Raw genomic sequence first — 11,775 nt, forward strand, 5'->3', positions numbered from 1 at the left:
CGACGAAATCACTCGGTGAGTTTCCCGAGGAATCGCTGAACTGTCCGGCTGATCGAGGTCGGCACGTGGTCGGGATCCATCAGCTCGTTCTCTGCCAGCGGACCTGCCTCGACCTCGACATCCGCTGCGGTGAATGCCACCAGGCTGCGCCCCTCGCCGCGCAACGCATTCACCGCCGCCAGAAAGGTGCCGTGTGCCTCCGAGGCCTCGGCGAAGTCGTCCGGCGTGACACCGAGATGCTCGCTGACCAATTCGTCGCGGACGGCAATGGTGACACCGGGCTCATCTTCGATCGTCATGTCACACTCGCTGTCGAAACCCATCGACCGGTTGTTGAGGTTCGACGAACCGATGCGCAGGAGCCGATCGTCGATCACCATGACCTTCGAGTGCACGTAGACCGGGGTGCCGCTGGCCGCCACCGGCCAGAACACTCCCAGACGCCCGTGATCGTCTGTGTCCCAAAGCATTTGGAACAGGTTGCGGCGGGCAGTATCCATCGACTCGCGCTCCAGCCGGCTCTCGGAGCGCCGCGGCAGCACGATCACGATCTCCGGCCCGTCGGGTTCCTGCAGCCGTTCGGCGAGCGCCGTGGCCAGCTTCCGCGACGCCAGATACTGGTTCTCCAGATAGATGGTGTGCCTCGCAGCGGCGATCGCCGCGAGGTTCAGCGCCTCGACCTCGCGCACCTTGCGCAATGCCCACGTCGATCTGCCGCAGGACGGGTTCCAAACCGGGCGGCTTCTGATGATGGACCGCGCCGGTCGGGTGGACTCCGTCCATGGCCAACCACAACCGGTCGCTGCTGAGCCAGTTCAGCAACGCAACGGGATCTCGAGGTCGGGCCGCAGCCGCAGCAGGTACCACAGGAAGGCTCGCAGCTGATTAGGGTCGGCCAGGGTTGTGCCGCACCGTTGACGATGACGGCGAAGTTGTCGGTCCGCTCGACCCGCCAGCAGGTGTCGCCGGGGACCAGAAGGCGTCGGTCCTTCATCGTGCTCAGCGGCCCAGCACCGACTTCAGCGACTCGTCGAGAATGTCGAGCCCGGCGTGCAGCTCGGTCTCGGACACCGTGAGCGGCGGCGCGATCCGGAAGATCCCGCCCATGCCCGGCAACTGCACGATGTTCATGTGCAGACCCCTGTCCAGGCAGGCGGCGGTCACCTCGCCGCCCAGAGCATCGGCCGCCGCCTTGGTCGACTTGTCGGAGTCGAGCTCGAGCCCCTGGAGCAGGCCACGGCCCCGGACATCGCCGACCTGGTCGTAGCGGTGTTGCATGTCACCGAGGCGCTCGCGTAGCTGAGCACCGAGCGTCGCGGCTCGCGCGACCAACCCGTCCCTCGCGACGACGTCGAGCACGGTGCACGCGACCGCGGCGGCCAACGGATCCGACACGTGGGTCGTGAAGAAGAGGAACCCTCTGTCGTGGCAGGCCGCCTCGATCTCGTCGCTGGTGACGACGGCCGCGACCGGAAGTCCCGCGCCGAGGGTCTTGGACAGCGTCAGCAGGTCGGGGGCGACGCCGTCGCGCTCGAAGGCGTACATCATGCCTGTGCGGCCGATGCCGGTCTGCGCCTCGTCGACGATGAGCAGCATCCCGCGTTCGGCGCACAGCTCCTTGAGCCGGCGCAGATAACCCTCGGGCAGTTCGATGATCCCGCCCGACGACAGGATCGGCTCGACCAGACATGCGGCGAGGCTGCCCGAGGATTGGGCGTCGATCATCGCGAAGCCGTACGCGAGCTCGGACTCCCAGTCGTGGGTTCCGTCGGCGTGCCGGAACGGTGAGCGGTAGGCGTTCGGGGTGGGCAACGTCAGGCTGCCTGGCATCGCCGGACCGTATCCGCGCCGGCCGGCGCTGAAGGTCACCGACGCCGCGCCGGTGGTCATCCCGTGCCACGACCGGTCGAAAGAGACGATCTCGTACCTGCCGGTGTAGAGCTTGGCCATCTTGATGGCGGCCTCGTTGGATTCGGCCCCGGTGGTCAGCAGCAGCGTTCGGCTCAGCGACGCGGGGAGCGTCGCGGCCAGCGCCGTGGCGAGATCGACGACGGGCCTGCTGAGCATCCCGCTGTAGAGGTGGTCCAGCGAAGCCACCGCCGCCGACACGGTCGCCACGATGTCGGGATGCCCGTGGCCGAGGACCGCGCTCATCTGACCGGACGTGAAGTCCAGGATCGCGGTGCCGTCGCTGTCGTAGACGTAGCTTCCGTTGGCCCGCTCGATGATTCGTGGAACGAACGCCGCGCCGTAGCGCACCAGATGCCGATCGGCGTCCTGCCAGAACTGCCGGGTGTTCACCAGCGCCACCTTACGGTGTGATTCTCCAGAGCTGCGCGCCCACGCAGCGTTATTGTTCGCTACATGCGGGGCGGCTGCGGGTGCGGGGACGGTCATGATCTGAGCGCGATCTCCCGGAGGGCGGCCCTGACCGGGTCCGTGATTCTCGGCGCCGGACTGCTGGGCGCGGCGACGGGGACGAGCTCGGCGCAGCCGACGCAGACCCCACCTGAGGCGCTGCCCGACACGGCTCTGATCACCCTCGGGGTCCAAGCCGGTCCCCCGCCGGTCCCGCACCGCGTGGGGATCTCCTCGGCGCTCAAGATCGGGTCCGACGTCTACGTGATCGACTGCGGACTCGGATCCCTGAACGCGTTCGCCAACGCCGGTCTGCGCTTCGGCGACGTGAAGAAGATGTTCATCACGCACCTGCACGCCGACCACATCGTCGACTACTACAGCTTCTTCCTCTCCGGCGGAGCCTCGATGCGCCCCGGTGCGACGGCGGTTGAGGTGTTCGGGCCGGGCCCGGCCGGGGGTCTGCCGCCCAGCGAGGTCGGCAACCCGAATCCAGCGGTCGTCGATCCGGGCAACCCCGCGCCCGGTCTGGCCGCCACCACCGACGCCCTGATCCAGGCGTTTGCCTACACCAGCAACATCTTCATCCGTGACAACGGCACCAACAACGTCGAGGACCTGATCCGGGTCAACGAGATCGCTGTCCCGCCTGGGTCGGACTTCCGGAACCGGTCACCGAAAATGGAGCCGTTCCACGTCGTCTCGGACGACAACGTCGACGTCGCGGCGATCCTGGTACCCCACTACGACGTGTACCCCTCGTTCGCGTTCCGCTTCGACCTGAAAAAATCCGGTGTGTCAGTGACCTTTTCGGGCGACACCGTGAAGTCCGACAATATCGTCACCCTCGCCAGGGGCACCGATGTCCTGGTGCACGAGGCGATGTTCAGCCTCGACACCGCGTTCTACGGCAACCGGTTTCCACCCAACTATCTCCCGAACTCGCACACCTCTGCCGTCCAGGTCGGCGAGGTCGCCGCCGCCGTGGCACCCGGCCACCTCATCGTCAGTCATTACGATCCGCCGGACCTGCCCGACTCCCAGTGGTTCGAGGCCATCGGGAAGAACTTCACCGGGCGGACGACGATCGCGCGGGACGGTCAGGTCTTCCCGCTCTGACCCGGTGGAGCGGCTACGCCGGGGGGATCAGCACCGTCCACAGATCGGTGATCGTGCCATCGGCGATGAGTGCGGTGTCGAATCCGGTCATCACCGTCGCCCCCGAACCCGGATCGACCAGTTCCCAGGCGAGGTAGCCGAACCCTGGCAGCGCATGGACCGGGCCTGCGGCACGGAACTGAACTTCTCCCAAGTTCGCCTGCAGCTGCATGCATTTGGCTTCCAGCGCGTCGGTACCCGTGGCGACACCCTCCGCGTCGATCCAGTTGACCTCGGCGGCATAGGTCCGTGCGACCGCCGCGTTCCGCTTCGCCGCATCCCGCTCGTTGAACACGTCGAGCAGGTTGGCGAGCATCAGGGTTTCAATCTGGTCAGGCACAATTTCCACGCTCCCTGGAATAGGTGACATATCACGCAAGTTGTGGCGGATAGGAAATCACGACCACCAACGACAGTCTCCAGGAGCAACGATCATGGGTCTACTCAACGACAAGACGGCTCTCGTCACCGGCGGAACATCCGGTATCGGCCTGGCCACGGCACAACGCCTGGCCTCCGAAGGTGCCCACGTCTTCATCACCGGCCGCAACCAGAGCTCCCTCGATGCCGCCGTCGCCTCCATCGGCGATCGGGCCACCGGTGTGCGCGGCGACGTATCCCAGCCCGAGGACCTCGACGCCGTCGTCGACGCCATCCGGGACCACGGCGCCGGCCTCGACACCCTGTTCGCCAACGCCGGCGGCGGAGAGTTCGCCGCACTACCCGACATCACCGCCGATCACCTCGCGGCGACGTTCGGCACCAACGTCTTCGGAACCGTCTACACCGTGCAGAAGGTGCTGCCCGTCCTGAACCGCGGCGCATCGGTCGTGCTGGCGGGCTCGGTCGCCGCGCACCAGGGAACTCCGTCGTTCGGCGCGTACGCGGCCTCCAAGGCCGCCATCCGGTCCCTCGGCAGGACCTGGGCGGCCGAGTTGGCCGACCGCGGCATCCGGGTCAACACCGTCGCTCCCGGCGCCATCGAGACCCCCGGTCTCAAGGAACTGGCCCCCGAGGGCGGCCAGCAGGAGCTCCTGGACCAGCTACAGTCGGGGGTTCCGTTGGGACGCCTCGGCCATCCGGACGAAATCGCCTCTGCTGTCGTGTATCTCGCGTCCGACCTGAGCTCTTACGTGACGGGGACCGAGCTGTTCGTCGACGGTGGCGTGGAACAGGTCTGAGTCAGCGATCCTCGTCGAGGTCCGGCCGCGGGAGCGTGCCGGCACGCAGGATCGACTCGTACACGGTGTCGAGGATGTCGGCGAGTTGAGTCTGACGTTCTCTGTCGAGGTCGGCGAAGAACAACGACCTGACCCATTCGGCGTGTGTAGGTGCTGCCGACTCGAACGCCTGCCGGCCCGCCGCCGTCAGCGCGACGTCGGTGGCGCGCGCGTCGGACGGCTAGGACTCCCGGGAGACGAGACCCCGGCGGCTCATCCGCTGCACATGATGGGACAGGCGGCTGCGTTCCCAGCCGATGGTGGTGGCCAGGACGTTGAGATGGGCTCGCGAATCCGGGGCCAGCGTCAAGGCATTCATCACGGTGAAGTCGGCCAGGGACATGTCGCAGTCGCGTTGGAGATGGCTGTTCATCTCGTATTCGAGGCGGTGATAGACCCGCATGTAGCTGAGCCAGGCGCGGCGCTGCACAGGATTGAGCCTGCGTGCGCTCACGCGGCGCCTTCGGGCTCGGCCAGAGTCCGCAGCGCGCGCCGTACCGGGTCCGGGATCGGAACGGCGGCGCGCGTTTCGCGGTCGACGAACACGTGCACGAAATATCCCTGGGCGACGGGTTCTTCTGCGGTGCCGGCGAAGATCGCCACACCGTAGGTCACCGAGCGATTGGTGAGCTTGTCCACCCGAAGGCCCGCCCGCAGGTCGTCGGGGTAGGCGACCGGCGCCCGATACGAGCACTTCGACTCCACGACCAGGGCGATGACCGGCGAGGTGTGGATGTCGAGTCCGCCTTCGCGGATCAGGAAGTGATTGGCCACGGTGTCGAAGTAGCTGTAGTACGTGACATTGTTGACGTGGCCGTACACGTCGTTGTCCATCCACCTCGTGGTGATCGGCAGGAAGTACTTGTAATCCGCCGTCACCAGTACCTCATGGACTGCGTGAAGATGTTGTCCAGCAAGGCCTTGTCCACATCGATCGGTGCGTTGCCGAGCAGCCGCTGCTGCGGCCACGCACCGTCGGCCAAGGCACCACTGTCGGCGCCGGTGTATCCGACACCACCGAGGCCGTTCGGCATCCCGACTGCGCGCATGACCCTCACCAGGTGATCGGCGAGCACGGTTCCCGCATCCTCCGGTGCGGCACCGCGGGTGTCGGCGCCGAGTTGTCCTGCCGCCTCCAGGTGGCGGTCGGGATCGGTGGCCGCGGTGAGCCGAAATACGGCGGGCGCGTTGAGGATCACCGACATTCCATGCGGCACAATCGGTTCGGCGTCCGGATAGCCCTCGGGGCGGAAATCGCGCACCAGACCGGCCACCGCATATGCCATCGCGTGCGGAAGGTGGACCCCGGCGTTGCCGAACGCGATTCCCGCCAGCGTCGCTGCCCACATCACCTGCTCGCGGGCTTCCCGGTCGGACGCATCCCCGACAGCGCGGACCAGAAACTTGCCGAGTAGCCGCAGCGCCTCACCACATCCCAGATCGCTCCACGGGTTCGCGCCCTGGCTCATCGGCCGCAGCGACGGCCGAGCTGGGGCGGCGCGACGCAGATACGGTCGCGCGGTGTAGGACTCCAGCGCATGCGAGAGCACGTCGAGTCCACTGCACGCCACCACGCCGGCCGGCAAGGTGTCGGTGCAGTCGGGGTCGACCAGCGCCTCGGTCGGGCGCAGCGCAGGCGACGCGATGCCGGTCTTCGCCGACATCGACAACAGGTCGAAGATCGCAATCCCCGTGACCTCGCTGCCCGTTCCCGACGTCGTCGGGCAGGCGATGTGCGGCTTCAGCGGGCCGGGCACCGCTGTGCCCGCGCCCACCGGGGCATTGACGTACTCCAAGAAGTCGGCGGGTTGGCTGGCGTAGAGATTGGCGGCCTTCGCGGTGTCGATGACCGAGCCGCCGCCGATCGAGATGTAGCCGTCCGGTTGCGTCTCGGTCGCGAAAGCCGCTGCCTGTTTGAAGGATTCATCCGTCGGTTCGACTCGGACGTCGGTGTAGGCGACGACGTCGATCCCGGCGTCCATCAGCGCGCGCCGCACCGTGTCGAACACGGGCAGTGCGGCGACGACAACGTCGGAAAACAATGCGGCCCTGGAGATTCCGAGCGCCTTCGCCCGATCGCCGACTTCGGCGAGGCAGCCGCGTCCGAACGTGATGCGCGACGCGTCGACGGTGAAGGCGCTCTCGGCATCGCCGGGGTGACAGCACGTCATCAGGCGAGGCGGCGGCGGGTCGACGCCGCCGCGGGTCCGAGCCAGCCGGCGAGGAAGTCACGCAGGTCGCCGCCCCTGCGCGGCGGGCTCCCCGGGTCCAGCAGCAGCGAGTGGATGCAGCGGAGCCCGAACTCGGAGAGCTGGTCCAGCGCTGCTTCGTCGTAACCGTAGGCCTCCCAGTCGACGTTGAGGCGGTGCAGCAGGGAGCGGCCGAACGCGCGTGCCGTGTCCGAGGTGATCGACGGCGCGTCCCGGCCGCGTTCACGCTGCCGGAACAGGAACTCGATGGTGTCGTCGGCGGCCAACGACTCGATGGTGAAGGCCACACCTTCGACCATGGCCGTCGCCGGTTCGCGGTAACCCTGCAGGTGTGCGGCGAGTTGGTCGAGGAAACCGTCGGCAGAGCGCATCGCGCACGCGAGCAGTAGCGCCTCGGTGCTGGGGAAGTAGCGGTACACGGTCTGGCGTGTCACGGCCAGTTCGCGCGCGACGTCGGCGATGCGCATCGCCGAACCGCGGTCGGCGATGATCTTGTCGGCCGCATTCAAGATGCGGTCGATCGCTTCCTCGTCGGAGTCGGGGGTGTTGCCACCCCACCCGTGGCTGCGCACGGGGTCATCCTATCGGCCGCGTGTCGGTGCAGGTCGCGCCGTGATCACCAGCGCAAGCATCACCAGGGCGATGCCCGCGATCTCGCCGACCGTAGGCCGCTGCGCCAGGACCACGGCGCCGACGACGGCCGCGGTGGCCGGCAACAGCGCCAGCAGAAGCGCGAACCGTTCCCTGCCGATCCGGGTGAGCACCCGCTGGTCCAGGGCGTACGGGATCGCGCTGGACAGCACGCCGACCCCCACGCCGAGCAGCCACGTGCGCCAATCCGCGAAAACCCCTGCATCCGTGGCAAATTGGAGACCAACGAGAGGCGGCGCCAAGATCACCGTCGCGAGCGCCATGCCCACCGCGAGGGCGTCGATACCGGCTCCGGCGTCGGCGACGCGCTTGCCCAGCAGAATGTATCCGGCCCACATCGCCGCTGCGGTCAACGCGAAAGCCACTCCGACCCAATCGACGTCGGCGCTGACGCCCGCGAGCAGCAGTACCCCCGCGGCCACCAGGAGAACTCCGAGGTAGTCGCGGGCGCGTCGCGAACCGACGGTCGCGACGACGACGGGTCCGGCGAACTCGATCGCCACCGCGGTACCCAACGGGATGCGTGCGATCGCCTCGTAGAACGCCACGTTCATCGCCAGCGTGACGACCCCGAATGCGGCCGCGGCAGCGATGCTGCGGACCGTCCACCGGGTGCGCCACGGTCTGCGCCACGCGAGCAGCACCACCGCGGCTCCGACGGCTCGCAGCCATGCGACGGTGGCCGGTTCCGTCGTTTCGAACAGGAAGACGCCGATGGCCGCGCCGAGGTACTGCGAGATCGCTCCGGCGATGAAGAACAGCGGCACCGTGCCTATTCTGCTCAGCCCTGCGCGGCGGCCACCCGAGCGCGCTCGGTCATCGAGGCGATGACTCCGCCGTCGTTGAGGATGTCGGTGCCTGTGAGATAGCCGGCCTTGTCACTGGCGCAGAACGCCATCAGCGCCGCCATCTCGTCGGGATTGCCCCAACGCGGCACCGCGAAATCGGCCACCATTGCGCCGGCGCCCGCCTCTGCCTCCAGCCGGCCCATCTCGGTGTCGAACGAACCCGGCGACACCGACAGGATCCGCAGTCCGCGCCCGTTGAACCGTTCGGCCTGCGCCACGCTGTACCACCGGACGAAGCTCTTGCTCAGCGCGTAGGCGATGCCGGAGCGGCCGTCCTCGCCTGCGATGTCGCACGCCGCGAGCAGGTCGGTCATGAATTGGTCGCTGTCGTCGAGCGCGAGGGGGAATTTGGCCGTCGGGATCAGCTCGGCCGGCAGCATGTGCGCCGCCATCGACGCCACGTTGACGATCGCGGCGCCTTCACCGGCGACGGCGAAGAACTCCTCGTCGACGTTCACGGTGCCCAGCGCGTTCGTCCGCATGACGTACTCGGCGTCACCCATGCTGGGGCTGACCCCGGCGGTATGGATGACCGAGGCGAGCGTCCCGACGCCCGCGGCGGTCTCGAAAAGCTGCTTGACCGCCTGCCGGTCGGTGACGTCGCCGTGGACGGCGGTGGCCGCGATCCCGAGTTCGTCGAGTGCGGCGGCCGCGGCGTCGAGGCGGTCCTGCCGGTTGTCGAACAGGACGACGGCGTGGTCCTGCCCGACGACCTTGGCCGTGGCGAACCCCATGCCGCCTGCGCCGCCGGTGATTAACGAAACTGCAGTCATCTGTAAACCTCCCTCGGTCATTCAACACTGCGGCCGGGCCGGGGCGGTACCGCCCGTCGGTACTTTCGATGAATGACAGAAAATCCGGCCGAGGTCGTTGAAGAGGCCGCAGCTCCCCGGCGCAGGCGGCCCTGGCGACGCCTGGTGATCGTGCTGACCATCATCGCGCTGTTGTTCGGTGTGCCGTGGTGGACCCTCGTGGCGGCGCCGTCCTGGCCGGTGGTGGTCACGGTGATCGGTTCGGCGCTCTTCGCTGCCGGGCTCGTCGCGCTGCCGACCACCATGCTGGCGGGCCACGGCCGACGTCGTGACGGGGCTGCCGTCGCCGGGGACGTACTGCTCGGGGCGGCGTGGGTGCTGTTCGTCTGGTCCGTGGCCGGCCAGTTACTCGGGCTGGTGCTTCTGGCTTCCGGGGTGGACGATCCGGCGCGTTCGCGGATCGTCGCAGCTGCGGTCGCGACCGTCGCCGTCGTCTTGCTGGCGTGGGGGCACTTCGAGGCGATGCGGGTGCCCCGGGTGAGGAATGTCGACGTGACGATCGACCGCCTCGGCCGCGGGCTCGACGGGCTGCGGATCGCGATGATCACCGACACGCATTACGGGCCGATCAACCGGGCGCGCTGGTCCGCCGGAGTGATCGATGAGGTCAACAAGCTGGATGCCGACATCGTCTGCCACGTCGGCGACATCGCCGACGGCACGGTCGACGTGCGCGAGGAACAGGCGGCGCCACTGGCCTTGGTGCGTGCCCGGGAAGTCCGTGTGTACGTGACCGGCAACCACGAGTACTTCAGCGAAGCCGAAGGCTGGCTGGACTACATGGAGCGCATCGGCTGGGACGTCCTGCACAACCGCCACACTGTCGTAGAACGCGGTGGTGACCGGCTCGTCATCGCCGGCGTGGACGACGCTACCGCCAAGGGTTCCGGTGTTCGCGGCCACGGTGAGGACCTCGACGCCGCACTCGCCGGCACCGACCCGGCGCTGCCGGTGTTGCTGCTGGCACATCAGCCCAAGCAGATCCCGAAGGCGGTGCGTGCCGGTGTTGACCTGCAGATCTCGGGGCACACGCACGGCGGACAGATCTGGCCGTTCAACTTCCTGGTCCGGCTCGACCAGCCTGTGGTGCAGGGACTCAGCAGACACAGCGAGCGGACCCAGCTGTACACCAGCCGCGGCACCGGCTTCTGGGGTCCGCCGTTCCGGGTGTTCGCGCCCAGTGAGATCACCCTGCTGACGCTGCGGAGCGCGTGATCGGCCAAGATGACCGCGTGTCCTCTTCGCTGGGCGATGTGCTCGCCACCATGCAGCTCGAGCCTGTCGGCGAGACGTCGTTTTCGGGTGCGCAGCTGCCCGCGCCGGCCAACCACATCCTGGGCGGTCACATCTCCGCCCAGGCGCTGCTGGCCGCCAGCCTCACCGCACCCGGCCGCACGCCGCACAGCGTGCACACGTACTTCTTGCGGCCCGGCGACTCTCGCGAGCCGGTGATCTTCGACGTCGCGAAACTCCAAGAGGGACGGACGTTCTCTGCGCGTCGGGTGACGGCACGGCAGGGCGACGAGATCCTGTTGGAGGCTCTCTCGTCTTTCAAGACGGCGGCCCAGGGTGACCAGGGCGTCACCTACCAACCACCGTGCCCGGACGTGACGCAACCGGAATCGCTGCCCTGGGTCGCCCCGCACTTCGCGGATACGGTCGAATCCACCAAGGGCATGTGGGCGAGCCTGCGCTGGTTCGAACGCCGCATCGTCGACACCGACAACGAACCGCCGGCCCGGTCGCGGATCTGGTGGCGGCCCGCCGGCGACGTGCCCGCCGACCCGGTGTTGACGGCGTCTCTGGTCGCCTACCTGTCGGCCGTCACGCTGACCGAACCCGCGTACGCAGCCCGAGGCGGCATCGCCAACTCGGCGCAGCGTGACCACTCGGTCTGGTTCCACGCGCCGGCCGATCTGTCCGACTGGCTTCTCTACGAACAATCCTCACCGAGTAGCGCCGACACGCTCGCACTCGCCAGCGGCACCATGTTCAATCGCACAGGGGAGCTCGTGTGCACGGTGCGCCAGGAGATGTACTTCCCACCCCCTCGTCCTTAAGGGGCGGTCACCGCGAATATCAGCCTTCAGCAAGGTCTTTCAGCTGTTTGACGGTCTGATCCATGATGCGCCCGACCTGCCGCGCGGCGACCCAGTCGGCGAGCAGACCCAGCACCCCGCCCGGCGCCTCGTACGACAACCGGAACGTCACCTTGGTGCGGCCGTCGTCGGTCTCCCGTAGCCGGAACCGGCCGCGCAGCGTCACACCGGTGATGCCGATCCAGGCAAGGTCGCGGGCGTCGTCGAACTCCGAGACCTCGATGACCCCACCGATCGGAACCGACCCGACCTTCCAGTGCACGGTGTAACGGGAACCCACCCCGACCGGCCCGTCTGTGACGACCTCCCAGCGTTCGAGGCTGGCCATGAACTCCGGATAACAGCCGGGGTCGCTGACGTGCTTCCACACGATGTGCGGATCGACGTCGACGATGACGCTGCGCGCAAGCCGCATCTGT

At 67.8% G+C, this 11,775-nt stretch carries 14 protein-coding genes and 1 pseudogene; 4 read left to right on the forward strand and 11 right to left on the reverse strand.

Going from position 1 to position 11,775, the window contains the following annotated elements; all coding sequences use genetic code 11:
* Positions 1-8: 8 nt before the first annotated feature.
* Positions 9-994: pseudogene (locus P9A17_RS20890) on the reverse strand (phospholipase D-like domain-containing protein).
* 5 nt (positions 995-999) lie between these two features.
* Entirely contained in the window at positions 1,000-2,301 is a 1,302-nt protein-coding gene (locus P9A17_RS20895) for an aspartate aminotransferase family protein (RefSeq protein ID WP_278040644.1), read from the reverse strand.
* A 63-nt stretch (positions 2,302-2,364) separates the two neighbouring features.
* Between P9A17_RS20895 and P9A17_RS20900 the strand changes: the two genes are divergently transcribed.
* The gene (locus P9A17_RS20900; protein ID WP_278040645.1) at positions 2,365-3,477 is read left to right on the forward strand and encodes an MBL fold metallo-hydrolase; all 1,113 of its coding nucleotides are present in this window, start codon (positions 2,365-2,367) and stop codon (positions 3,475-3,477) included.
* Positions 3,478-3,490: 13 nt separating this feature from the next.
* On the opposite strand, the gene P9A17_RS20905 is transcribed toward P9A17_RS20900, so the two are convergent.
* The gene (locus P9A17_RS20905) at positions 3,491-3,856 is read right to left on the reverse strand and encodes a nuclear transport factor 2 family protein (protein ID WP_278040646.1); all 366 of its coding nucleotides are present in this window, start codon (positions 3,854-3,856) and stop codon (positions 3,491-3,493) included.
* Positions 3,857-3,950: 94 nt separating this feature from the next.
* Here P9A17_RS20905 and P9A17_RS20910 point away from each other — a divergent pair, with 94 nt between their 5' ends.
* Positions 3,951-4,697 carry a glucose 1-dehydrogenase gene (locus P9A17_RS20910; protein ID WP_278040647.1) on the forward strand — a complete coding sequence of 249 codons (747 nt, stop codon included), beginning with the start codon at positions 3,951-3,953 and terminating at the stop codon, positions 4,695-4,697.
* Position 4,698: 1 nt separating this feature from the next.
* Here the strand turns inward: P9A17_RS20910 and P9A17_RS20915 are convergent, their stop codons facing one another.
* From P9A17_RS20915 to P9A17_RS20945, 7 genes are all read right to left on the reverse strand, one after another.
* A complete protein-coding gene (locus tag P9A17_RS20915; RefSeq protein WP_278040648.1) occupies positions 4,699-4,821 on the reverse strand; it encodes a hypothetical protein in 123 nt (40 codons plus the stop codon).
* 96 nt (positions 4,822-4,917) lie between these two features.
* Positions 4,918-5,190 carry a helix-turn-helix domain-containing protein gene (locus tag P9A17_RS20920; RefSeq protein WP_278040649.1) on the reverse strand — a complete coding sequence of 91 codons (273 nt, stop codon included), beginning with the start codon at positions 5,188-5,190 and terminating at the stop codon, positions 4,918-4,920.
* Positions 5,187-5,615: a thioesterase family protein gene (locus P9A17_RS20925; protein ID WP_347403851.1), complete on the reverse strand. Its 429-nt coding sequence runs from the start codon at positions 5,613-5,615 to the stop codon at positions 5,187-5,189. The genes P9A17_RS20920 and P9A17_RS20925 overlap by 4 nt, the downstream gene beginning before the upstream one ends.
* Positions 5,612-6,907 (reverse strand): hydroxyacid-oxoacid transhydrogenase, encoded by a 1,296-nt coding sequence (locus P9A17_RS20930; RefSeq protein ID WP_278040650.1) that lies wholly within the window; start codon positions 6,905-6,907, stop codon positions 5,612-5,614. The genes P9A17_RS20925 and P9A17_RS20930 overlap by 4 nt, the downstream gene beginning before the upstream one ends.
* A complete protein-coding gene (locus P9A17_RS20935) occupies positions 6,907-7,518 on the reverse strand; it encodes a TetR/AcrR family transcriptional regulator (RefSeq protein WP_278040651.1) in 612 nt (203 codons plus the stop codon). The genes P9A17_RS20930 and P9A17_RS20935 overlap by 1 nt, the downstream gene beginning before the upstream one ends.
* Positions 7,519-7,527: 9 nt before the next feature.
* Positions 7,528-8,364 (reverse strand): EamA family transporter, encoded by an 837-nt coding sequence (locus P9A17_RS20940; protein ID WP_278040652.1) that lies wholly within the window; start codon positions 8,362-8,364, stop codon positions 7,528-7,530.
* Positions 8,365-8,378: 14 nt separating this feature from the next.
* Positions 8,379-9,218, reverse strand: coding sequence for an SDR family oxidoreductase (locus P9A17_RS20945; protein WP_278040653.1), 840 nt, complete (start codon positions 9,216-9,218; stop codon positions 8,379-8,381).
* 72 nt (positions 9,219-9,290) lie between these two features.
* Here P9A17_RS20945 and P9A17_RS20950 point away from each other — a divergent pair, with 72 nt between their 5' ends.
* Both P9A17_RS20950 and P9A17_RS20955 read left to right on the forward strand, forming a co-directional pair.
* Entirely contained in the window at positions 9,291-10,472 is a 1,182-nt protein-coding gene (locus tag P9A17_RS20950; protein ID WP_278040654.1) for a metallophosphoesterase, read from the forward strand.
* A gap of 17 nt (positions 10,473-10,489) precedes the next feature.
* Positions 10,490-11,317: an acyl-CoA thioesterase domain-containing protein gene (locus P9A17_RS20955; protein ID WP_278040655.1), complete on the forward strand. Its 828-nt coding sequence runs from the start codon at positions 10,490-10,492 to the stop codon at positions 11,315-11,317.
* A 19-nt stretch (positions 11,318-11,336) separates the two neighbouring features.
* Here P9A17_RS20955 and P9A17_RS20960 read toward each other — a convergent pair whose 3' ends face one another.
* Positions 11,337-11,771 (reverse strand): SRPBCC family protein, encoded by a 435-nt coding sequence (locus P9A17_RS20960; protein ID WP_278040656.1) that lies wholly within the window; start codon positions 11,769-11,771, stop codon positions 11,337-11,339.
* Positions 11,772-11,775: the final 4 nt, after the last annotated feature.

Origin of the sequence: Mycobacterium sp. 236(2023), from assembly GCF_029623955.1 — a bacterium.
Taxonomy (GTDB): Bacteria; Actinomycetota; Actinomycetes; order Mycobacteriales; family Mycobacteriaceae; genus Mycobacterium.